The following is a 22,770-nucleotide window of genomic DNA, read 5'->3' on the forward strand; positions in this document are numbered from 1 at the left end:
CTCATCCGTCAGAGCCCCGGCAGCATCTCGCCGTAGTCCGCCGCCTTCTTCTTGGGGGCGGCCTTCTTCTTGGCCCCACCCTTTTTGTCGTGCAGCCCGACCTCGACTTCGGCCTTGTAGCGCCGCTGATTCTCTTCGAGGAGCCGGTCGAGGATCTCCTGACGGACTACGGGGCCGATGGTGTAGCGGTCACCTTGGCGGGTCTCGTGGAAACCGTGGTCGAGCCCGCCGGGCTGGTCGAGCAGATCGTGCCAGTCGTAGGCACGTGCTACTTCCTCGTCGATGGCTTTGTGGAGCGCACGAAGTTCGACGATGCCGGGGTCCTGACATGCGGAGTCGTGCACAAGGCTGTACGTGGCGGTCAACCCTGCCTTTCGGGCAAGCATCAGGTCTCGCCTACGTAGGTCCAGACGCTCGCCCAAAACCCGCAGATCAGCAGTTAGCCCTGGAGTCACAAACGTTTCAAACACATCCGATGGGGCATAGTTCAGGTCGGCTTTCAACGTGGAGCTTCGGCTAATTGCCCACCAGTAATGTGGCGCAGAACTCAATACCGCTAGCATCGCCAAGTCATCCGTCGCAAAGACGACCATCCGCTCACTCACCACTTGCCCGGTTGGCACCATAACTGGCATTACCGTCTTGCTCACACGGGTCAGGACGAGCACTCTATCCAATCCCGAGATAGCTTTCACCATCGACGGACGCTTATCGGCATATTGCCAGTAGCGCTGCGGAAGGGGGGGTCGGAGAGCAAAGCTTCCATCCAGCTTCTTGCGTTGCCGCTCAGGCCTCACCTCACGTTGAATAATCTCGAAGACATCTTCGTAATTACTGGCCCGCTCTTCGCTCCAATCATGGAAGTTAATCACCCATCGGCTTGCAATGCTTTCTGGGTGCGAGTTCAAATCCTGGCCATTTAGATACGGGAACAACACTTCACTGTAGCGAGGTTCTTTCGCAATAAGCTCTTTTGCCGCATCCGGGGACATCATGAAACCGAGCCCCAACACATACGAGCCAACGAATGAAAACCCTTGATTCTCGGCCAGCCGTCTTGCTGCTGACGTTACGCGCGACACCTCATCCAGTGACGGCGAGATCCCCTTTACTGGAACCCCATCCGCTAGCTTCACTCCACTCTGTTCCACCACCGCAAGGCTTGTCCATACTGCACAGTACTCAAGAACAGCACTTCGCGACGGCCACGGTCTACTCTTCACCGACTGACGGATTGAAGTGCCAGAAGCCACCAATTGTTCAAGTCCAACTTCCCGAGTATCTCCCTGTGCGAGGGTGTTAGTAGCGACCAACCCCGTGTTACCGCTCGCATTCAACAGGTCATGCGACTTCAACAGAAAGTACGCGACAAGATCAGCGTGCCCCCGGGCCCCCCTTCCCAAGATGTCAACCAAGTACTCCCGGTAGGCCCCACCGAAGGCGCCCGTCAGCTTTTTCCCTCCCAAGAACGGCGGATTCCCCACCACCGCATCAAACCCACCCCTCTCCTCCCAAACCTCCGGAAACACCAACGGCAAATGCACCGGCTCCCGCTCGAACCCATCCACCGGCTGCCCCGTAGCCAGCCACCCCCGAGCCAGCTCCTCCGCCTCCGCCAGCCGCTCCCCCGCCAGCTCCTCGTCACCCCCCGCATCCGCCACCGCATGCGCAGCCGCCACCGCCTCAAACGCAAGCCGGTCCGCCTCCTTCTCGCCCCGCCCCGCCGAAGCCAACGCGGCACCGACCACCAGGTCCGCGTACACCCCGGCTCGCCGGGTCTTCGCCCGTACCGACTCCAGCAGCTCCCGCTTCACGCCCAGCGCTTCCAGGTCCGTCCCCGGAATGCCCGCCAACTTCCTTCGCTCATCAGCGACTTCACTTACAACCCGCCGCACACCACCCGTGAAGTCGATCCCGTCCCCATGAATCCGCCGCCCCCGCACCGGATCCAGGTGCATCGCCTCCAACTGCTCCACTGAAGTAATCCCGAGCAGCGAGTCCCCCGCCACCAGCCGGTCGTCCAGGAACGTGAACGGCCGCTCCGGGTCCATCGAGACCAACCACAGCGACAGCTTGGCCATCTCCACGGCCATCGGGTTGATGTCAACGCCGTACAGGCAGTGCTCTATGACCTGCCGCCGCGCTTCCACCATCACCCGGTCCGCCTCCGCGTCCACCGCCGAGGCGGAGAGCCGGCCGACCGTCTCCTCCAGGAAGGTCTGTGCCCGCAGGTCGCCCTCCTGGCTCCACGCCTCCACCAGCGCACCGGCCAGATAACGGCAGGCCGCCACCAGGAACGCCGCCGAGCCCATCGCGATGTCCGCGACCTTGAGCTTCAGGATGTCGGTGGAGGACTTGAGCTTCCACTGCGAGCGGTCGGCGGTCTGGAGCGGTCCCGGCTCGTACACCAACGGCTCCAGCGCACCGTCAGCGACCTGCTGGGCGAGGGACTTGGGGGTGTAATGGGTGCCGGTGTTCTTGCGGAGGGCCGACTCGGTGACGTACAGCGCACCCGCCCGGATCACCACGGGCAGCCCGCGCAGGTCCACACGCGTGATGCCCGCGAACGGCATGAGGCGGTCCGTGAGATCGGCATCCGCACTCGTAGTGGCGAGAAACTTGGCGCGGGCGTCCGGGGCGGGTGAGGACAACGCCTTGGTCAAGGCACGGACCGTACCGATACCCGTGACCTTGTACGTATCCGCGAGCGCTGCCGCCAGCGCGTCAACTCCCGCATTCTCACGGGCCATTCGCTCCAGTTCAGCGAGCGGAACCTCCGCCTCCAGGCCCGGCTTGCCGATCAGGCCGACGACCGTCTCTGCGGCGCGCAGACCCTGGTAGGAGAGCAGGCCCTCGTAGACGTAACCGATCTGCTCGACGTCGAGCGTGCGGAACGACAGCGTGCGGCGTTCCTTCTTCTTTCCCGTGCCGATCCAGACGTGCTGGACGGACTGGAGCATGTGCAGAACGGTGCGGTCGTCGATCGGCAGGGGTTCGGTCGGGTCGGATTCGCCGGTGCCGCGGCCTTCCAGCCAGGGGAAGGAGTTGGGGTCGAAGATCGAGCCGTCGAAGGCGTGCATGGAAAGCTTGGGGTGGTCGACGCCGCCGTACACCGCACCGAACAGCGCCACCAGGCGGTGCCAGCCGGCGGTGGTGTGCTCCAGGTCCTCCTCGGTGGTCTCGCGGGCCTGCCGCTCCAGGTCGGCACAGAGCCGGCCGGCCGAATAGGCGGAGACGTACAGCTCGTTGTCGCTGGGGAGCAGGCCTCGTTCCTCGGCGAAGAGGAGGAAGACGGTGCGCATCATGACGGCGACCGCGCCCCGGTAGACGTCGTGGGCGGCGACGTCGGCGAGGCCCCGGCGGTTGGCCTTGCGTTCGCGCAGGTCGGCGCGGCCGATGGCGTCGACGAGGAGTTCGACGGCCTGGCGGACCTGGACGCCGAGGGCGTCGGTGACGTCCTCCTGGTTGTCGAGGGACTGGCGCAGGAGCGGGAGCAGCATCTCGTCGTCCTCGACCGCGAAGAAGCGGTGGCGGGAGAGGAGCGAGAGGAAGGCCCGGACGACGACGCGTTCGGCCTGTTCGGTCCAGGCGACGGTGTCGAAGACGGCGGTGGTGGTGACACCGCCGACGGGGGCCCAGACCAGGGCCCACCAGCGGCCGTCGCCGACCAGGCCGAGTTCGACGCCGTGACGTCGGCACAGGTGGGCCATGCGGTCTATGGGGGTTGCCGACCAGGGTGAGCCGGGGATGCGCTGGGCGGGGTGCTGGCCGGACGGGACGGTCATGCCCAGGAGGGCGCAGTCGGCGGCCAGGGACTTGACGTCGCCCTCGCCGGTACTGCCGGGGGTGAGGAGGGCGAAGGTCGGGGTGACGCGTTCCTCGTGCTCGGGGAAGTCCACGGCGAGGGCTTCGGTCAGGGCTTCGCACTGGTGCAACGCGTCGCCCCAGCCAAGGAGTTCGCGCAGGAGGAAGTCGATCCAGTCGGACTGGCCCGCTGCCGGGGCGGACTGCCAGACGCCGTGTTCGTAACGGAGCCTGGTGCGCATCGGCTTGTCGATCGCGTCGAGCTGCGGCCAGACTTTCAGCAGGACCGGCAAGGTCAGGAACGGGCCCGAGATGTCGACGAGGCTCAGCCAGTCGAGGTGCTGCTGCTTGCCGTCTGGCAATGGCGGGCCGGTGCGGGGGCGGCCCTTGAAGTTCCGTGCGGTGGTGCTCACTTCACTGCCTCCCGGCGGGGTACGACGAAGACGACGGCGACGGGGAACAGGAGTGGCTTCGGGTCCGCGTACCTGGCGGCGATCGAGGCGAACTCGCGCTCCCGCTCGCTCTCCAGGGCGGTGAGCCGCTTCTCCCAGTTCTCGCGGTCGCGGCGCTGCTGGGTGGCCTCCTCGAAGACCAGCTCCAGCTGGCCCTCCTCGTGGGCCGGTTTGCCGATGGCGGCGCGCAGGGACGCGGCAAAGGCGTCCGTATTGGCGGCGATACGTTCCGTCTCCTCGCGGCGGCGGTTCTCCAGGCGGCCTTCGAGGGCGGAGCGGCGGTTGCCCGCACGCCACAACAGGGCTTGTTCCAGACCGCCTTGGACCTGTGGCCAGGCCTCGGTGAGGCGGTTGCGTACGAGGTCGGAGGCCTTGATGCCGTCGGCGAGGGCGCCGCCGAGGATCTCCTGGAGGGTGGTGTTGCGCTCCAGACGGGCGAAGCGGGTGGCCTCGCTGGATCCGGTGCCGCTGCCCGGGCTTGAGCCTCCGCCGCGTACCCAACCGCCCGCCTGGAGGACCTCCTCGTGCAGCCGGACCCCGTCCGCGCCCACCAGCACGAAGCGGGCGAACGCACCGACCAGGGTGGTCTCCAGTTCGGGGTGGTCGGAGACGACGGCCGAGACGCGGGCGAGACCGGTCTGGTCCTTGTTCCAGACGGCGGCGCGCAGCAGGCGCGTCGACATGGCGACGAGGGGGTGGCCGAGGTGGGCGAGTACCAGGTCGTCGCGGCCCTTGGCGGTCTGTGCGTCGAAGGTGATCAGGCGCTGGACCTCGGGGTTGAGCTTGTCGGCGAGGCCCTGGGTGGCGCGCTCCCAGGAGCCGGTGAGGGTGGGCACCTCGAAGCAGCCGGGGGCGGCCTCGCGGTCGTCGATCGCGGGGAGGATGTCCTGTTGGCGGGCGAGCGGCAGGGCGGTGGAGACGACGCGGGCGACGTTGTCGGGGGTGATGCCGAGCCGCTGGACCGTGTCCTCGACCTGGACGCGCAGGCGCTGGGCCTGAGCCTGTACGTCGCGTTCGGGGGCCACGGTGCCGCCCCGGCGGCCGGGCTTGCGGTCGGCGAGGGCCTCGGCCTGTTCCACGGCGAAGTCGAAGATGTCGCCGGTCATCCGGCGCTGGACGGCTTCGGCGAGGACGGCGTTGACCTTGCCCAGGTCCTCTTCCATCCGGGCGACCTTGATGGCGACGCGGGCCAGGAATTCGAGGTCGGCCTCGAAGTTGTCGGTCGACTTCTCGTAGCCGCTGCCGATGAAGTGGACGACTTCGGGGGCCTTGCGCTGGCCGTAACGGTCGATGCGGCCGATGCGCTGTTCCAGCTTGTTGGGGTTGAAGGGGATGTCGTAGTTGACCAGGCGGTGGCAGTGCCGCTGGAGGTCGATGCCCTCGCTGGCGGCGTCGGTGGCGATCAGGATACGGACCGGGTTCTCGGCCGGTTCGGCCTGGAAGGCCAGGCGCAGGAGCTCGCGGTCCTCGGCGTCCATGCCGCCGTGCAGCAGGGCGACGCGGTCGCCGCCGAGGCCCTGGTCGCGCAGGAGGGACTGGAGCCAGATCTGGGTGTCGCGGTACTCGGTGAAGACGACGACGCGTTCGTTCTGCCAACGGCCCTTGCCGTCGTTGGTGAGGCAGACAGCTTTCAGATAGGTGATCAGTTCACGGGCCTTGGAGTCCGCCTGCGCCTGGTGCTTGAGCGCCCAGTCCTGCATCTGTTCCAGAAGTGCGGTCTCCTGGTCATCGGTGACCGGCTGGAGGGTGGTGGAGCGGGAGAGGGCGTCGTCCTCGGCCTCGGCGAGCAGTTCGTCGTCGTAGGCGGCGATGTCCTCGAAGAAGGTGTCCTGCCACGCCTCCACCTCGTCGGCCGCCTGCTGCTTCTTGGTCCGCAGCGTCTCCAGGTGGACGGCGATGGTGCGGGCGAAGGCGTCCGGGGAGGAGAACAGCCGCTTCTTCAGCAGCAGGGTGATCAGGTCAGTGGCCTTCTGGCTGCCCTTGTGGCGGGCTGCCAGCTTTCGGCGGCGCAGGGCCGCGTACTCGGTGAGCAGGCCGTGGATACGGCGTTCTTCGGGCGTGTACTCGACGGGGAGCGCGGTGGTGGCGCGCTCCAGGAAGCGGCGGGAGCCGTCCGGTTCGCGGATGTCGGTCTTCAGGCGGCGTACGACCGTGTCCTTGACGGCGGCCGGGTCGGGGTCGACGCCGCGGGCGAAGCGCTGGCCGTCGATGATCTCCAGGAGTGCGGTGTACGACTCCAGGTAGCCGTTGTGCGGGGTCGCGGAGAGGAACAGCCGGTGCTCGAAGTGGGGGGCGAGCCTGCGCATCAGCTTGGTCTGCTGGGAGTCCACGGGGTAGCGCTGCTTGGGCGCGGAGGGTGCCACGTGGTGGGCCTCGTCGAGGATCAGCAGGTCGAAGGCGCGCTTGGTGCGGGTGGCTTCGTCGTCGTCCGGGGGCAGTACCTCGGCGAGCAGGCGCTGGGCCTTGGGGCCGCGCAGCCAGGGCAGGCTGACGATTGTCAGAGAGTGGATGTTGAAGGGGTTCGCCGCGCTGCCCTGGGTGCGGCGCAGGCGCGCACACTCCTCGGAGTCGACCACCGTGAAGTCGAGGCCGAACTTCTCGGCCATCTCGTCCCGCCACTTCACAGTAAGGCCGGCGGGGCAGACGATCATGACGCGGTGGGCGCGGTTGCGCAGGATCAACTCCAGGGCGACCAGGCCCGCCTCGATGGTCTTGCCGAGGCCCACGTCGTCGGCGAGGAGCAGGTTCACCCGGGGCGCGGCGACCGCGCGGGAGACCGGCTCCAGCTGGTAGGGCTCGACGGCGACACCCGAGCGAAAGGGTGCCTGGAGGGTGCGTACGTCTGCCGAGGTGACCGCCGACCAGCGGACCGCGTCGAGGAAGGCGGCGAGGCGCTCGGGCGGGTCGAAGTCGCCGGCCGCGACGTCGGGCAGCGAACCGGAATGCAGGACGCGGCGGCCCGGCTCCACCTCCCAGATCACGGAGAGGGAGTCGTTGTAGTGGCCGTCCTCGACGCTGTTGAGGGAGACCAGGGTGGTGCCGCGCGGGACCACACCATCTGCGGCAGGGGCGGCGGGGGCGCCGTCGATATCGGCGACGACCCAGCGCTGACCCCTGACCTCTACCAGGTCGTTGATCTCCGGCAGAGCGGAGGCGTCCTCCGTGTCGCGGCGACGCTTCCTGCCACGTCCCACTCCGGCCAGGTCCGTGCTCGGCGACGACGTCATCGGCTTCCTGCGCTCCTTCGCTGTCCGACCCATCCACGGGTAGGACAAATCCATCGATCCATGACATTCAAACACGCAGCGAAGGGGGCCCTCGTGCCCCTCCCGCCTGCGACTTCCTCAGCTCACGGCCTTCACGTCCAGTCGGGGAGGACATCGAAACTGCTGATGTTGGCCAGGGTGAAATAATTGCCCTTCCGCGCCAGGTCTCCGGTGATCTTCAAGTCGACCCGGTCCCGGTGCGCGGTGGTGGCCCGGTCGTAGTCGAACTCGTCGAGACGTAGATGGACCTGTCTCAGCTGTCCCGACAGATCGCCTGTGTCGGTGACCTGTCGTGCCTCCATGGTGATCTCACCGGGGCCTATATCTCCCACCCGCTTGAGCGTCTTGGTCCGGCCCACCAGGGTCACCCCCTGCTGAGGGGCGTGCCGGCGCAGGTCCTGGGCGCCCTCCTTCAGCACCGAGACGAGATGGGCCGGGAATTCAGTGCGCGAGGTGCGGTATGGCAGGGCCCACCGTGGCGACCACGCGTAACTGATGTCGAACGGCCGCCTGCGTTCCCCGGCGAGACCCACCAGGGCTTCGCACAGGTCGGCCGATACGCCGTCGGACACCGCGTCCTCGAACGGCTGAAAGTCGTCCGCCTCGGATGCCTCGGCCGCGGTGAGGCGCGCCGAGGTCACCGCTTCGTACAACCGCCGTGACACCTGACGCTCGAAGGGGGCGGGCGTGATGTCCTGGTCCGGGTCCTCCTCGAAGAGCGAGCCCGCAGAGGTGGACGGCAGCGGAACCTGGACGGTGATGATGTAGCTCCCGGCCTGGCTCGGGCCGAAGCGGGCGGTGTCCATGAAGTCCTTGGCCCGCTGCGGCTTGCGCCGGGGCTGCACCGCCCGCCGCTCACCCTGGACCTCCTCGCATGCCGCCGCCAGCAGGAGATCACGGGCACTGGTGACCGCGAGCACGCCGTCGCTGACCGGGATCGTCCCGGAAGGGCTGGGCGGTGTCGTGCGGATGTACTGGACGTCCAGGTCGCCGAGGAGCAGGTCCTGGTGAACAGAAAGAGCCGGCCGGCCCTCCAGGGCGGAGAGCACCTCCAGCAGATCCGCCATACGGTCCGGGTAGTCGGCGAGGTCCTGCTCCAGCGGAAGCAGCACCCGGTGCTCGCGCCCGTTCGCGGCAAGCGTCCAGCGCTGGCTGTAGCGGACCCGGCCGGCGGGTGACCAGCCGCGCCCGCTCAGATACCGGGCCACGTCGCGCGGACGCAGCTTTTCGAGTTCTCCCTCAGCGACCCCCGATGGGCTCATCGCTCGCCACCTCCTCACACGCCTGGTCGAAGAAGTCGTGCAGGACACTCCCCGTAAGGAGATTGTCGCGCGGCACAGTGACAGTCACGCTGCCCTGCCCGTTCTGGCGCGGCAGGGGTGTCAGGTGGCGCAAGGAAACCCAGTAGGCCGAGTGGTACAGCCGCAGCCCACCGGGCTCGGCCACCGCGTAGTCCTTCGGGTCCCGGGGTACCACCACGAGGACCAAGTAGACAGGGACCTGGCGGCGGCCGTACAGCCGCTTGTACTGCTCGCGGGTCAGAACAACCCTGAAGTCGCCGCTGCCGTCGAGTTGGTCCACCCGCCGGGACTTGACCTGGAGTGCGATCTGGACATCCCGGTCCGGATCGTCGTCATCGTCGTTGCGGCCCAGGATGAGGTCCTTGCCGATGTCCGGGTAGGGCACCGCCACTTGAAATCCGGATGCCGCGGCGATGGCTGCGACAAACGTCTCTCCGTACCAACCCTGATGGTTGTTGAGCTCCATGGACCCCGCGTCCCCGTCCGAGGGCCATCCGTCGCACACTTGCGTCCTACGCCCGGAGTGACACACCGATCACTGCGCGCGCAGGCTATCGGAGTGCCGATGACACGGGAAGACCGGGTTTCGGCCTTGTGCGGGGCTGGTTTGTCCCTCGTTTCGTGTTACGGCCACGAAGATCCCTCGTACGCTGATCAAGGACAACCGCCGGCCCACGACATGGAGGGGCGCGCATGGCGACGCTCGGGATTCACAAGGACTTCCTGCTGGAATTCGCGAGGCTGGAGAAATCGGTCCAGAAGCGGGTGCACGAGGTCTTCGGCAAATTCGAGCAGCACCACCATGCCGGGCTCCACCTGGAGAAGCTGGCCAAGGCCCGGGACCCACGGATCCGGACGATCCGGGTCACCCAGTTCTGGCGCGGAGTTGTGCTGGCCCCGGAGACCGGTGACAGTTTTCTGCTGCTGAAGGTCCTGCCCCACGACGATGCGATCGACTGGGCGCTCAAGCACCGGGCAACGGTGAACTCGGCCACCCTCGGTATCGAGCTGCGCAACGATGTGGCACTGGAGCGGGCCACTGCCGGAGTGCGTCAACTTGCCGGGGAAGGAGGTAAGTTCGCGAAGCAGCCACTTTTCCCCGGAGTCTCCGACGCTGACCTGCAGCGGCTCGGGGTGGATGTGGAACTGCTTCCTCTTGTAAGGGCGCTGAGCGACGAGGCCCAACTCGATGCCCTCCACAAGGTCATGCCGGAGCAGCAGTTCGACGTACTGGCCGGGCTTGCGGCGGGTACGTCGGTGGATGACGTGTGGCGGGAGGTCGTCCTGGTCCAGCGGGACTCTCCGGCCACGGATGTGTCCGTGTCGCAGCAGGTGAGCACCGCTCACGTCGTGGAGCAGTCGGCGGGCCCGCACGACGAGCTGTCGGAGGCGATGGCCCGATCCCAGGGGCGTATCGCGCTGGTGTCCGGCCCTGACGAGCTGATGGACATCCTGGGCCGACCCTTCGACGCCTGGCGGATCTTCCTCCATCCCAGCCAGCGCAAGGTCGCCTACCGGCGCTCCTACAAGGGACCCGCACGGGTGACCGGCGGCCCAGGTACGGGCAAGACGGTGGTCGCACTGCACCGGGCGCTCCATCTGGCTCGGCGGCTGCCCGCAGACGCCCCCGACGGGTCAATCCTGCTGACCACGTACACGAAGGACCTGACCGCGGATCTCCAGCGCAGCCTGGGCCTCTTGATCCCGGACGAGGGGCTGCGCGCCAAGGTCCGGGTGGCCCATGTCGACGTACTGGCCAACGAGGTCGTGCGCAAGGGCCGTGGCGCCCATCTGAAAATCGTGCACAACCACCAGGACATTACGGCCCGCTGGAACCGGATGGCCCGCCGTCTGAAGATTGAATTCGCGGATGTCTTTCTCGATCAGGAGTGGCGTCATGTGGTCCTCGCCCAGGACCTGCGCGCGCCGGAGGCATACCTCAAGGCGTCACGCACGGGGCGCGGGACCGCGCTGTCCCCGCTGAAGCGGGCCCAGGTCTGGCGCGCGATCGAGGCCTTCACCAAGGAGCTCCGCGACGCGGGCGAGTGGACCTTCCTCCAGGTGTGCGCGGCTGCCGCCGATCTGATGGCCAAGCGTGACGAGGCCCCGTACCGGCATGTGATCGTGGACGAGGCCCAGGATCTGCACCCGGCGCAGTGGCGGTTCCTGAGGGCGCTCGTCGCCCCCGGGCCCGACGATCTGTTCATCGCGGGCGACACGTACCAGCGGATCTACGGGAACAAGGTGTCGCTGCGCAGCCTCGGCATCTCCGTCACCGGCCGCTCCACCCGGTTGCGTATCAACTACCGCACCACGAAAGAGATTCTCGCCTGGAGCACCGCCCTGCTGACCGGCGAATCCCTTGCCGCCGTAGACGACATGGACGGTGGAAACGAGTCGCTGTCGGGGTATCGCTCCACCTTCCACGGCGCGGTGCCCCGCACCTCGGGATCCCCGAGCAAGGCCGCAGAGATCGAGCGGCTGATTGCCGTTGTCAGGGAGTGGACCGAGGCCGGTGTAGCACCGGAGGAGATCGGTGTCGCCGTACGTTTCATCCAGTTGGGCAAGGACATCGCCCTTGCGCTCGAAGGTGCCGGGCTGTCCGCCAAGGTGCTCGGGACGGCCCCGAGGACGGGCGGAGCAGGCGGCTCGGGCGGTGTGCGGATTGGCACCATGCACCGGATGAAGGGGCTCGAATTCCGCTGTGTGGCGGTCTGTGGCGTCAGCGACGGTGTCGTACCGATGCGCAATGCGGTGACACCGGTCGAGCGGGATCCGCAGCAGCACCAGGAGGATCTGCTGGGCGAGTTGAGCTTGCTCTTCGTTGCCTGTACTCGGGCGCGGGAGGCGTTGAGTGTGTCGTGGCACGGGGCTCCGAGCCCGTTCCTGGCGGCTGCTCTGGATTAGTCCTCGGGCGGGAGAACCCGGTCAGGCGTACGCTGCCAGCAGTACGTCCAGCGTCCAGATCGTCGCCGTCACTCCCGACGTCCTGGCCAGGTAGCGGTCGCGCTCGATGAGAATGTTCAGATCGCCGCAACCCAACTTGCCCTGAGCGTGTTCCACCAGAGTGCTGCCCGTCTCACCACCTGCGAGCAGGGTGGTGAGGTGCGCCGCGTCCCATTCGACCTCGTTGAGCGCCCAGGGAGCGCGTCCTTCGATCACTGTCTGAAGCACTGCGGCGAACCTCTCCGCGCACTTCAAACGGTGGTATCCGTCGCTCAACTGCGCAATGTGGTTGCCCGTTTCGATGATCGCGGTCACCGGAAGCAGCAGGTCGCAGCCGCCGGTCTCCCGCTTGCTTTTGAGTTCCACGATCACTTTGTCCCGGTCCTGGCACTTGCCGGGCACCGAGAGCAGATTGCAGAGAATCGAGGTGTCGACGAATTCCACCCTGCGCGCCACGCTCACCCGATTCCCAGCAGCCGGTCGAACTCCGTGTAGTCACGGCCTTGTTGCTCACGTTCGTGAAGCTTTCCCTGAGTGACCACCTCACCCAGCGGCCCGGCCGCCATCGCTGCCGGGTACCCGTCCAGCTCCGTTAGCCGGGTCAGCCTACTCGTGCCCGACACCCGGTCCCGTCGGCACACCACGACGCCCTGGTGGTCGGAGCTGTCGAGTGCGGAGAGGAGGGCGGGGCTGTGCGTGGTGATGAGAACTTGTGTCCGGTTGTCCGCGCTGGCCTGCTGGACGAGCTGCAGGACCTCGGACGCCTGCGATGGGTGCAGGCCATTCTCCAGCTCCTCGATCACCAGCATCAGTGACCGCTCGGTGGACTCCCTGGTGGTCATCGTGGTGGACCCCAGGTCGAGTCCGCGCTCCCCGGTGAGGAGGGCGGTGGTGACGGCGAGGAAGCGCAGCATTCCGTCGCTCATCTCCCGGGCCGGGGTCAGCCCCAGCACGCCTTCATCCAGCGCGAGCATGACATCGCCCAGCTCCGACTTGGTCACCGCGAGCCGTACGATCTCATGGTCGGCGAGCCTTTGCAGCAGCTTCACCAGCCGGCCGAACAGGTCCTCGTTGTTGCGCTGGATGTAACCGATCGAGGCCGAGAGGTTCTCTCCGGTACGTCGCAGGTTGTTGTCGCGCGCGGGTACGTACTGACGCATCAGATGCGGTACGGGGTCCAGGTGGAAGACGCTCGACAGCGCGGACAACATGCTCTCGGCGCACCAGATACTGTCCCGCTCCCCCTCTGTCTCGCCACCGGCCCGCAGTGGGAGCTGGGAGGTCAGCAGACGCGAGCTGCGGAACGGGGCGCTCGGATTGCGTCCGGGCTTGCCGTTGTGCCAGGTGGCCTGGAGGTCGCCGAGGTGAGGGCTGGGCTCGCCACTCTCCAGGACCATCCGGGGCCCCTTGGCCGTGGGCCCGTACAGCCGTTCCTCGACGATCTGTACCTCGGGTTCCACTTGAACCGTCACGTCCAGGGTCACTGGCCCGAGCTCGGTACGGACCGTACATCCCAGGGAGAACCTGTCCGACCCGTGCGGCACACATCCGGCGAGCCCTCCGCGGACAGGTCCCGACGAACTTCGCCGACTTTCCAGCGCCTCGACGATGTCCTCGCCGCGCGCAAGCCGGGAGAGCACCTCCAGCCCGTCCAGCGCGTTCGACTTTCCGCTGCTGTTGCGGCCGATGAGCACGGTCAGCGGGGCAAGAGGGAACGTCTCATCGCGGAAGCTCTTGAACGCGGTGAGACGGACCTCTTCGATGGCCTGGGCAGTCACCCTGCCAAGCTACCCCAGGGGGTGGCAGCCCACCCTGTGACCGTGCCTTCCTGCGGCGCCACCCTGGTCACCTAGTGGGGTCTTCCGCCAACGGTCGCCGAGCTTCCGCGAGTGCGACGGTGTGAACGAACCACTCCATGACGCCGGCGATCTCCGCACCGTGATCGGCGAACACCTCCACCGGGAAGGACGGGCGCAGATCCAGCTTTGCCTCGGCCAGGTCGATCCCGGAGATCTGGTTCAGGCGGTCCATAAGTTCACGCCGCAACGGCTCGTCGTCGAAGGGCGGGCGACGCTTCAGGTGCTGGAAGACTACTTCGACGGTGCCCGTCACCGGATAGATCGCGAGCGGCCACAGCGTGCGCGTGTCGAAGGCGCCGACCACCTCCAGGGTGGGGAAGCAGCTGGTCTCGTTCGCGGCGCCGTAGGCACGGTGGCCGCCCTGCTCTTCCCAGACAGCAAGCACTTGCAGCAACCTGTCCGCAGTCGCCGCGGTCTGGTTCTCGCGAAGGAGCGACTCGAACCGAGCAGCGGCGGTGTGCCGCTCTGCGTCCGCGTCGCCGCCCGGTGCCGGCGTGGCCTCCGCGGACACGTCTCGGCCAAGGAGGGCGGCCAGCTCGGCGGTGTCCAACCGCTGGGCACGACGTGCCCGGCCGGCCGTGTCGAAGGGAATGCCTTCCGCTTCCAAGAGCACCCTCGGGTCTCCGGAGTGCTGGTCGTCCGGCCAGCGAAAGCCGTCCGCGATCCGTCCGTCCGCCGTCAGCACGCGATAGGCGCCGTACAGTCCACGCCGGGTTCCCAGGTGGTTGCCGACCGAGATCGCGTGAGTCCCGATGAGCGCCGCGAGATCACCGTAGGTGGTCCAGGTTCCGGTGGGCATCGCGAGGAGGGCCGCGCGGAGTTCCTTCCAGCCGGGCCACTCGTCGTCGGTGTGTGCCGCCCCTTCGAGCGGGCCGGGCCACAAAGCAAGCGCTCTGTCCGCCAGGTCATCGGCGCGGGCGAGGATTTCTGTACGGCCCCACCTCGGTTCCGCCGCGATTCTTTGGTTCATCCGCAGGGCACTGGAATCCAGGATCTCCTGCTTCCGCCGGAAGGGGTGGTTCGACAGTCGCGCATTGTCGCCGGAGAGAGTGAGGTTGCCCAGTGTGTGGACAAGCGAGGAGTGGATCTCCACCGGGCTTTCCCCGTCCCCCGCCTCCTCCGCCAGCAGGTCGTACCACTGCTGTGCGGGCTGCTGGGGCAGCACATGCTCAATGGTCAGCCGGGCCTTGGCGAAGTCGACCGGTTCGCTGGCGCCGTAGCTCTCCTCCAGGCGGCGCAGCACCTGGAACCGCTGGACGCTGCGGCCCGACTTGTAGAACGGCCTCTCCCTGATCGCCCTGCGGATGTCGTCGTCGCCCGGCCAGAATCGCGGCCCGGATTTGTTCCTCGACAGAAGCCGACGCACGGCTTGTGCCGGAGACTCCTCCTTCTCCAGCTCCTTGGGAAGTTCCATGAAGACACGGTTGTTTCCCGTGGTGGAGAGGCCGGCCAGGAGGCGGCGGACCATATAGCTCTCGGCGTAGGCCAGTGCTTGTGCCGCCTCCGGTGCGGTGATCCGTCCTGCGTCCAGTCGGTCCAGCAAGTAGAGGGCGAGCGGGTAGTGGGTCTGCCCGCTCCAGCGGGACAGCCGTTCCAGGATCTCGCGCAGCTCCGGGTGTGTCTCTGTGCCGGGCTCCAGGATGCGCATGAGTCGCTCGGCCCGCCCGGCGAGCTTAGCGATCTCCTGCTTGAGCGCTTCCTCGTCCCCGCTCAGCGGCTCCAGCCGCTTCTTCTGGTCACGGTAGATCTCGCTCTGTTTCGCCCTGCTGTTGCCGCCGACGACGAGATCGAGCCAAACGAGCAGTTCGAGTCGGGCCGGCCCGAGCAATTCCTGCATGGGCAACCACAGGTTCCGGTAGATCCACTCGCCCCGGTTCGGTAGATACATGAAGAGGTAGTTGCGCAGCAGGTCACTCTGGCTGAGTCCGACTCCGGTGTTGTTGATCGACTCGAAGATCCGGTAGACGTTGTCGCCCTCATCGGCGGTGATCGCGACAATCGAGAGCAGGCTGCCCAGCGCGGTCTCCACCGCGTCCACCCACGCCTCGCCGCCCTCTTCTTCCCCTTCGGTAAGCGCACCCAGGAAGAAGCGGTATGCGGCGCCGACATTGCCCGGGCCTCCGGCCTTGGGCAGCGAGTCGATGCATGCCGTGAAAGCGTCCCGATCCGCCTGGGTCGGCAGCAGTCGGTAGTGGCCGATGCCGTCCTGGTAGCTGTTCACCAGCATCAGGTCGTGGATGCGGTCGGCCTTCTTCTTCGCTCCGCGCTCGCGGTGACGGTCACGCAGGGCGATGAAGGCGAGCATGAGAGTGGTAAGGCGCTGCTGACCGTCCACGACGATCCACCGCTGAAGACCGCCTACCGCAGGCTTCTCCGGAGCGAGCACGACAGAGCCTAGGAAGTGTGCAGCCGCAGGTCGGCCTTCGAGGCGATCCTCGACCAACTCGCCGACATCATCCCAGAGTTGCTGGAGTTGCTCTTTTTCCCAGCTGTATGTGCGCTGGTAGAGGGGGACTTGGAGTTGCATCTCACCCTGGACGAGCTTGCTGAAGGTGATCTCCCGAGCCTGCACGTACTGTCCTCCGCCGACTTGTCTGGGACCGATTCGCCATTGTCCTCCATCCAGGTACGGTGACCAGGGAGATCGGCGAACCTGATGAACGGGGATCACGGAATGGCGACGCTGGGAATCCACAAGGACTTCCTGATGGAGTTCGCCAGGCTGGAAAGACACGTCCAGAAGCGTGTTCATGAAGTCCTGGGAAGGTTCCAGCAGGATCCGGCCGCGCACCCACTGACAAAGTTGACGAACGCTCTCGATCCTCGCATCAGAACCATCCAGATCGACCCGTCCATGCGGGGAGTGGTCCTTACCCTCGATGCGCGGGACTGTTTCCTCCTCCTCAAAGTTCTCCCCCACGAGGACGCGATCGCCTGGGCGCTCAAGCACCGGGTGACCATCAACTCCGCCACCCAAGGCATCGAGCTGCGCGACGCCGCGGCATTGCAGCAAGCAACCGCAGGAATAGCCGTACAGTCGCCGGTGGACGCCCGCCACTTGTTCGCACACGTCCCGGACAAGGAACTGCTCCGGCTCGGGATCGACGCGGATCTGCTGCCTCTGGTACGAAGTCTCAGCGCTGAGGCGCACCTTGATGCGCTGCACAAAATCCTCCCGGAGCAGCAGCACGATGTGCTGGCCGGGCTGGCTGCGGGCATGGACCCGGAGGCCGTGTGGCGCGAAGTGGTCGTGGTTCAGCGAGGGAAGCCTGTCCCTCCCCCTATTGAGAAAGACACCGCACCGGACCACGAACAGCCGTCGGTCGACGAACCACAGGACGCGCTGTCGGCCGCCATGGCCCGCTCGCAGGGGACCATCGCCCTCGTGTCGGGACCCGACGAGCTGATGGAGATCCTGTCGAAGCCCTTCGACGCCTGGCGAGTGTTCCTACACCCCAGCCAGCGGTGGATCGCCTACCGGCCTTCGTACGGAGGCCCAGCCAGGGTGCTGGGTGGGCCCGGCACGGGCAAGACGGTGGTGGCTCTACACCGTGCCCTGCATCTGGCCCGGCAGCTACCCAGCGACGCGGCGGACAGATCTATCCTCCTGACGACGTTTACCCGAGATCTCGCCGCCGAGCTCCTCCGCAGCCTGGAACTACTTGTGCCGGACGCCCGGTTGCGCGCGAAGATTCAGGTCCTCAACGTGGACGCGCTCGCCCATCAGGTGGTGCGGCAGGACCGGGATGGACCACTGCACATAGTCCGCGACCGCGACGCCCTCGCACGCTGGGCACCGATCGCACAGCGGCCGGACATCGACTTCAGCGCTGTCTTCCTCGACCAGGAGTGGCGGCATGTCGTGCTGGCCCAAGACCTGCGCTCCGCAGAGGCTTACCTTCGGGCGACACGTTCCGGACGGGGAACTGCGCTCAGCCCATTGAAACGTGCGCAAGTGTGGCGGGCCGTCGAGGCCTTCACCGACGAGCTGCGACAGACCGGGCAATGGACGTTCCTCCAAGTGTGTGCCGAGGCCACCCGCCTGCTGGAGGAGCGCGGCCAAGACCTGCCGTACCGACATGTGGTGATCGACGAGGCCCAGGATCTCCACCCCGCTCAGTGGCGCTTGCTGCGGGCGTCGGTCAAGCCCGGGCCTGATGACCTGTTCATCACGGGTGATGCCCACCAGCGCATCTACGGCAACAAGGCATCGTTGCGCAGCCTCGGCATCTCAGTGACCGGCCGCTCGCACCGGCTCCGCATCAACTACCGGACCACCAAGGAGATTCTGACCTGGTCCACCGACCTGCTCGCAGGCATTCAGGCTGACGACCCGGACAGTGGTGACAACTCCCTGATCGGCTATCGGTCAACTCTTCGCGGGGCACGTCCCGATCTGGGTGGCGCGACCGACAAGAGCGGGGAACTGTCCGGCTTGGTTGCCCAAGTCGCCGAGTGGACCAGCAACGGAATCTCCCCGCGGGAAATCGGAATTGCCGTCCGTTACGGCCGGTTCGGCCTGGACATCGCATACGCCCTGGAGCAGGCCGGGCACCCTACGTGTCTCCTCGGCAGGTCACCAGGCACAGGCGAAGGGGTCCGGATCGGCACGATGCACCGCATGAAAGGCCTGGAGTTTCGCTGCATGGCAGTCGCCGGGGTGAGCGACGGCGTGGTGCCCATGCCCAGTGCGATTACTGCGGAGGAAGTGGACGCACAGCAGCACCGCGATGACCTGCAGAGCGAACTGAGCCTGCTCTTCGTGGCCTGCACCCGGGCGCGCGAGGCACTGCGGGTGTCGTGGCACCGGAACCCCAGCTCCTTTCTCGTTGCGCTCGGCCTGAACCTGCCCAGCCCGGAGACGTCGTAGAGCGCTGCCGCACGCGGGGCTGTGGCAGGTCACGGGCTGGACCTGGCGGACCGGTGCGTGGCAGGGCCGGCTTCGAAGTCAGTTTCTGGCCGCACACCGTTTAGGCCGTAGTGCGTTTCCTGGGGGCCGCCTTCTTTGCAGGGGTAGCCTTTTTCGCCGCCTTCGTTGCCGACTTTGAGCCCGTGTTTCGTTTCGCTGCGGCTTTGGTCGTTTTCGCTACAGCCTTCTTGCCGGGCTTCAACTCGGTTATCTTGGCTGTGGTTTGAGATTCTCCCCGCGAGGATTTGGCGGCCCGGACGCTGTTTTCCAGGGCGGCCATCAGGTCGAGGACCTGGGCGTCGCCGCCGGTCTTTTCGGCGGCGGGCGGGGAAATGGCTTCGCCGCTCTCGGACTTGGCGGCGATGAGTTCTTCGACGGCCTGGCGGTAGTCGTCGTGGAGGGTGGTGAGGTCGATCTCGCCGAGGGTGTCCATCAGGGTGTCGGCCAGGTCGAGTTCCGCGTCGCGGACGGTGACATCGCCCTCGGGGGCGATGCCCTCCGGCTGACGGATCTCGTCCGGCCAGAGCAGGCCGTGCATGGCGATGACGTCGCCGACCACGCGGAGCATGCCGAGACGCTCGCGGCCGCGCAGCGCGAATTTGGCGATGGCCACCTTGCGGCTGCGGGAGAGGGCTTCGCGGAGCAGGGTGTACGGCTTGGCCGCGGGGACACCGCTGGCGGAGAGGTAGTACGCCTGGTCCATCTGGAGGGGGTCGATGGAGGCCAGCGGGACGAAGGCGACGATCTCGATGGTGCGGGCGGTGGGGAGCGGGAGGGCGGCCAGATCGTCGTCCGTGAGGGGGATGATCGAGCCGTCGGCGTCCTCGTACCCCTTGCCGATCTCGGAGCTCTGGACTTCTTGCTCGTCCAGTTCGCAGACCTTGCGGTAGCGGATGCGGCCGCCGTCGGCAGTGTGGATCTGGCGGAACGAGATGGAGTGGTTCTCGGTCGCGTTGAACAGCTTGATGGGGATGCTAACCAGGCCGAAGGATATGGCGCCGTTCCAGATCGATCTCATGCCTGTGGTCCCTTTCGGTGGGATTCTTATGCTATGTCGCCGATGACGGAGGTGGAGGGTCGGAGATTGGCCCTCAGCAACCTGGAGAAGGTGCTGTATCCGGCTACGGGAACCACGAAAGGTGAGGTGCTGCATTACGTCGCCACGACGGCGGGGGCGTTTCTGGCGCATGTGCACGACCGGCCGATGTCTTTCCTGCGCTTTCCGGACGGGGTGGAGGGCGAGAAGTTCTTCGCGAAGAATCCGCCGCCGGGCAAGCCCAGCTGGGTGAAAACGGTGGAGGTGACCCGCCGGTCGGAGGAGGGCAGGGCGCGGCAGGTGCTGGTGAGCGATCTGGCGTCACTGATGTGGGCGGCGAACCTGGTGGTGGAATTCCACGTTCCGCAGTGGCGGGCGGAGTCTCCCGGGGTGGCCGACCGGATGGTCTTCGATCTGGATCCCGGGGAGCCGGCGTCGGTGGTGGAGTGCTGCGAGGTGGCGCTGTGGCTCCGGGAGCGGTTGGGGGCGGACGGGCTCGGGGCGTGGGTGAAGACCTCGGGGTCCAAAGGGCTGCATGTGCTGGTGCCGTTGGAGCCGACGCCCTCCGAGCGGGTGAGTGAGTATGCGAAGGCGATCGCGGTGGAGGCGGAGGCGGAGCTTCCGGGGCTGGTGGTACATCGGATGGCGCGGGCGCTGCGGGGCGGGAAGGTGTTTGTGGACTTCAGCCAGAACTCCGCGTCGAAGACGACGGCGGCGGCGTACACGCTGCGGGCGCGGCGGGAGCCGACCGTTTCCACACCGGTGACGTGGGAGGAGGTGGCGGAGGGGCGGTCGGGGGCGGCGGGCGGTGACTCGCTGGTGTTCCGGGCCCAGGACATCGCCGTACGACTGGAGAGGTATGGGGATCTGCTGGGGCCGCTGCTGAATCTGAATCGGGCGGGGAGGTTGCCGCGGAGGTGAGGGAGGTGGGGGTGGGTGGGGGTGGGGGTGGGTGGGAGTGGGTGCGCTGGTTAGGCGTGTAGCCAGGTGTGGCGGTTGCGGGCCGAGGCGTAGAGGGACTCGATGTCGGCGGGTTTGAGTACGCCGCCGAGGTGGGCGAGCGTCGTGTCGGTGGTGCCTTCTCGCAGGAGGAGTACGTCGTCGGAGGGTGGGTCGCCGTCGATACGGGAGGCTCCGGCGACGGCGAGTACCGGGCGTACGGCCGCGGCGAGGGCGAGCGAGGCGCGTTCGGCGTCGTGGGCGGCGCGGCGCAGGTGGGGGGCGGTGGCGGGGGCGTCGAGGTGGAAGTGGCGGCGGTGGGCGGGGAGCGTGTGGACGGTGAGGATGCCGGCCGGGCCGATGAGGAGGTGGTCGAGGTGGGAGTGGCCGGGGAACGAGTGGCCGGGGAGGGGGAGGGAGTGCAGGACGCGCCAGCCCGCGTGGGTCAGGGTGTCGAGTTCGTCACCGATCCGCTGGAGGGCGGCGAGGGTTTCGCGGCGGGGGTCCTGGCGGAAGCGGCGGGCCGGTGGGACGTCGCCGAGGGCGGCGTGCAGGGCTTCGCCGGGGCGGTTGGGTGCCAGGTCGTCGTCCGGGTGGAGGGAGAGGCGTACGAGGTCGGCGGGGGTGGGGACGGGGGGTGGGCCGACGGTGAGGGGGCCGGTGACGAAGGGGGCCAGCGCGGTCAGGACTTCCTCGCGGCGGCTTTCGGCGAGGAGGCTTACGCGGCCGGTGTCGCGGTCGTACCAGGCGAGGGTGCGGCCGGTGGGGAGGTTGACGTAGAGGCGGGGCCCGTGGGGGCCGTGGGCGGGTGTTACTCGTAGTGGTTTCATCGTGCATCACCCCATGGGGTCCATGGGAGCAGGTGGGGGGTGGGTGAGGCAACAAGTGGGCGGGGGATGGGGGGAGTTGGCTGGGATTTGATGGGGGGGGTCCCCATCGGCCCCTGGTGGGGGCCGGGGTCGCGGGGCGGGATCGGGAGGGGTACGGGGTCGGGGTGGGCCGGGGCGGGTGGGGTGCGACTCCGTCGGGGGCCGCCCCCTTGCCCGCCCGTTCCGCCCCCGGGGGCGGCCCCGCCACCCAAGGGGGCTACCAGGGGTGGGGGCGGGGGTGGGAACCTTGTGGGGGTGGGGGGCGTTCGGTTTGTATAGGGCGGGGATTGGGGGTTGTGGTGATCATTTTTGGGACCAAGGGGTACGTGTATCAGCTGGCGATGCTGATGCTCCTGTGCGGGCAGTGCGGGAACCCGGCGGCGCATTCGCTGCGGAAGAGGGTCACGAAGTTCACGCTGTTCTTCGTGCCGCTGTTCCCCGTCTCGACGAAGTACGTCACGCAGTGCACTTTCTGCGGGGCCGAGCGGCGGGTCGAGCAGGAGGAGGCCGAGCGGCTCCAGGCGCAGGAGGGGCAGGGCGGGGGCCAGGGCCATCCGGCGCACGGGCAGGGACCCGGCGGGATGCCTCAGCGGCAGAACCCGTATCAGTAGGAGTGAGCAGGAGGAGTGCGGAGGAGGAGCGATGGGGGGCGGGGGCTGTGGCGTGAACAGTGAATCTTCGTAATAGCGGACATTTAGGATTCACTGCATGAGTACGCTGCCCAGGTCCAGCAAGTACCGGCAACCGTCGCGGCGCCGCACGATCGGGCTCGCGACCGTGAGCGTTCTCGTGCTGGCCCTCGTCGGTGGGCTCGCCGCCTGCGGTGGAGGCGCTCCCTCTCGGCTCCGGCACCGGATGTGAAGGTCACGGACGTCGCGGCGGAGTCCGGGCGCGGGCGGAGTGGGGCGGCGGATCCGCTCAGGGCCTCACGGCCGACCGGGTTGGCCATTCCGGCCGCGGGCGTCAGGACGCACAGCATGCTTGACCTCGGGCTCGATCAGCACCAGGAACTGGAGGTTCCGTCGGTCGCCGACGCCGAGAAGCCCGGCTGGTACACCGGCGCGGTCACTCCCGGCGAGAAGGGGGCGTCGATCCTGGTCGCGCACTACGACACCGCCAGGGGTCCGGCCCTGATGCGCCATGTCGCCAGAATGAAGGTCGGGGACGCGATCGAGGTGAGCCGGGCGGACGGCAGTACCGCCAGGTTCGCGATCCGCGAGATTCAACAGGTGGACAAAAGGAACTTCCCCACTAATAAGGTCTATGGAAAGACCGACCGTCCGGAGCTGCGCCTCCTCACCTGTGGGGGACCGATCCGTGACGGCCATCGCTCCGACAACATCATCTTCTTCGCCGACCTCGTGAAGTAGAGGCCGACAGGAAGGGGAG

At 67.2% G+C, this 22,770-nt stretch carries 15 protein-coding genes; 6 read left to right on the forward strand and 9 right to left on the reverse strand.

Features of this window, described 5'->3' with window-relative positions; all coding sequences use genetic code 11:
* Positions 1–8: 8 nt before the first annotated feature.
* The 4 genes from ACIA73_RS05090 to ACIA73_RS05105 all read right to left on the reverse strand — a co-directional run bounded on the left by ACIA73_RS05090 (position 9) and on the right by ACIA73_RS05105 (position 9,289).
* On the reverse strand, positions 9–4,217 hold the full coding sequence (locus tag ACIA73_RS05090) for an Eco57I restriction-modification methylase domain-containing protein (RefSeq protein ID WP_399436902.1): 4,209 nt from the start codon (positions 4,215–4,217) through the stop codon (positions 9–11).
* The gene (gene drmD / locus ACIA73_RS05095) at positions 4,214–7,483 is read right to left on the reverse strand and encodes a DISARM system SNF2-like helicase DrmD (RefSeq protein WP_399436903.1); all 3,270 of its coding nucleotides are present in this window, start codon (positions 7,481–7,483) and stop codon (positions 4,214–4,216) included. The genes ACIA73_RS05090 and drmD overlap by 4 nt, the downstream gene beginning before the upstream one ends.
* 131 nt (positions 7,484–7,614) lie before the next feature.
* Complete coding sequence (locus ACIA73_RS05100) at positions 7,615–8,784, reverse strand: hypothetical protein (protein ID WP_399436904.1); 1,170 nt, start codon at positions 8,782–8,784, stop codon at positions 7,615–7,617.
* Positions 8,762–9,289, reverse strand: a complete 528-nt coding sequence (locus ACIA73_RS05105) for a DUF4365 domain-containing protein (protein WP_399436905.1) — start codon at positions 9,287–9,289, stop codon at positions 8,762–8,764. The genes ACIA73_RS05100 and ACIA73_RS05105 overlap by 23 nt, the downstream gene beginning before the upstream one ends.
* 227 nt (positions 9,290–9,516) lie before the next feature.
* Here ACIA73_RS05105 and ACIA73_RS05110 point away from each other — a divergent pair, with 227 nt between their 5' ends.
* On the forward strand, positions 9,517–11,730 hold the full coding sequence (locus ACIA73_RS05110; RefSeq protein WP_399436906.1) for a UvrD-helicase domain-containing protein: 2,214 nt from the start codon (positions 9,517–9,519) through the stop codon (positions 11,728–11,730).
* 21 nt (positions 11,731–11,751) lie between these two features.
* Here the strand turns inward: ACIA73_RS05110 and ACIA73_RS05115 are convergent, their stop codons facing one another.
* From ACIA73_RS05115 to ACIA73_RS05125, 3 genes are all read right to left on the reverse strand, one after another.
* Positions 11,752–12,213 carry a hypothetical protein gene (locus ACIA73_RS05115; RefSeq protein WP_399436907.1) on the reverse strand — a complete coding sequence of 154 codons (462 nt, stop codon included), beginning with the start codon at positions 12,211–12,213 and terminating at the stop codon, positions 11,752–11,754.
* A gap of 14 nt (positions 12,214–12,227) precedes the next feature.
* Entirely contained in the window at positions 12,228–13,547 is a 1,320-nt protein-coding gene (locus ACIA73_RS05120) for an AAA family ATPase (RefSeq protein WP_399436908.1), read from the reverse strand.
* 67 nt (positions 13,548–13,614) lie between these two features.
* Positions 13,615–16,200: a DUF262 domain-containing protein gene (locus ACIA73_RS05125; RefSeq protein ID WP_399436909.1), complete on the reverse strand. Its 2,586-nt coding sequence runs from the start codon at positions 16,198–16,200 to the stop codon at positions 13,615–13,617.
* A 102-nt stretch (positions 16,201–16,302) separates the two neighbouring features.
* Here ACIA73_RS05125 and ACIA73_RS05130 point away from each other — a divergent pair, with 102 nt between their 5' ends.
* Positions 16,303–18,498 carry a UvrD-helicase domain-containing protein gene (locus ACIA73_RS05130; protein ID WP_399436910.1) on the forward strand — a complete coding sequence of 732 codons (2,196 nt, stop codon included), beginning with the start codon at positions 16,303–16,305 and terminating at the stop codon, positions 18,496–18,498.
* Positions 18,499–18,598: 100 nt separating this feature from the next.
* On the opposite strand, the gene ACIA73_RS05135 is transcribed toward ACIA73_RS05130, so the two are convergent.
* Positions 18,599–19,555, reverse strand: coding sequence for a Ku protein (locus ACIA73_RS05135; RefSeq protein WP_399436911.1), 957 nt, complete (start codon positions 19,553–19,555; stop codon positions 18,599–18,601).
* Positions 19,556–19,588: 33 nt separating this feature from the next.
* Between ACIA73_RS05135 and ligD the strand changes: the two genes are divergently transcribed.
* Positions 19,589–20,494: a non-homologous end-joining DNA ligase gene (ligD, locus tag ACIA73_RS05140; protein WP_399436912.1), complete on the forward strand. Its 906-nt coding sequence runs from the start codon at positions 19,589–19,591 to the stop codon at positions 20,492–20,494.
* A gap of 50 nt (positions 20,495–20,544) precedes the next feature.
* On the opposite strand, the gene ACIA73_RS05145 is transcribed toward ligD, so the two are convergent.
* Positions 20,545–21,342: a nuclease-related domain-containing protein gene (locus ACIA73_RS05145; RefSeq protein ID WP_399436913.1), complete on the reverse strand. Its 798-nt coding sequence runs from the start codon at positions 21,340–21,342 to the stop codon at positions 20,545–20,547.
* A 338-nt stretch (positions 21,343–21,680) separates the two neighbouring features.
* On the opposite strand from ACIA73_RS05145, the gene ACIA73_RS05150 reads away from it, so the two are divergent.
* From ACIA73_RS05150 to ACIA73_RS05160, 3 genes are all read left to right on the forward strand, one after another.
* Positions 21,681–21,992, forward strand: coding sequence for a zinc-ribbon domain-containing protein (locus tag ACIA73_RS05150; protein WP_399437453.1), 312 nt, complete (start codon positions 21,681–21,683; stop codon positions 21,990–21,992).
* Positions 21,993–22,089: 97 nt separating this feature from the next.
* Positions 22,090–22,242 carry a hypothetical protein gene (locus ACIA73_RS05155; protein ID WP_399436914.1) on the forward strand — a complete coding sequence of 51 codons (153 nt, stop codon included), beginning with the start codon at positions 22,090–22,092 and terminating at the stop codon, positions 22,240–22,242.
* Positions 22,239–22,751 (forward strand): class F sortase, encoded by a 513-nt coding sequence (locus ACIA73_RS05160; protein ID WP_399436915.1) that lies wholly within the window; start codon positions 22,239–22,241, stop codon positions 22,749–22,751. Before ACIA73_RS05155 ends, ACIA73_RS05160 begins: the two co-directional genes overlap by 4 nt.
* Positions 22,752–22,770 lie beyond the last annotated feature (19 nt).

It is taken from the genome of Streptomyces sp. NPDC051561 (assembly GCF_044454195.1).
GTDB lineage: Bacteria > Actinomycetota > Actinomycetes > Streptomycetales > Streptomycetaceae > Streptomyces.

Coding starts and splice junctions, on each gene's coding strand:
- drmD (WP_399436903.1), bottom strand. CDS start 7,483: ATGACGTCGTCGCCGAGCACGGACCTGGCCGGAGTGGGACGTGGCAGG.
- ACIA73_RS05100 (WP_399436904.1), bottom strand. CDS start 8,784: ATGAGCCCATCGGGGGTCGCTGAGGGAGAACTCGAAAAGCTGCGTCCG.
- ACIA73_RS05105 (WP_399436905.1), bottom strand. CDS start 9,289: ATGGAGCTCAACAACCATCAGGGTTGGTACGGAGAGACGTTTGTCGCA.
- ACIA73_RS05110 (WP_399436906.1), top strand. CDS start 9,517: ATGGCGACGCTCGGGATTCACAAGGACTTCCTGCTGGAATTCGCGAGG.
- ACIA73_RS05130 (WP_399436910.1), top strand. CDS start 16,303: ATGGCGACGCTGGGAATCCACAAGGACTTCCTGATGGAGTTCGCCAGG.
- ACIA73_RS05135 (WP_399436911.1), bottom strand. CDS start 19,555: ATGAGATCGATCTGGAACGGCGCCATATCCTTCGGCCTGGTTAGCATC.
- ligD (WP_399436912.1), top strand. CDS start 19,589: ATGTCGCCGATGACGGAGGTGGAGGGTCGGAGATTGGCCCTCAGCAAC.
- ACIA73_RS05145 (WP_399436913.1), bottom strand. CDS start 21,342: ATGAAACCACTACGAGTAACACCCGCCCACGGCCCCCACGGGCCCCGC.
- ACIA73_RS05155 (WP_399436914.1), top strand. CDS start 22,090: ATGAGTACGCTGCCCAGGTCCAGCAAGTACCGGCAACCGTCGCGGCGC.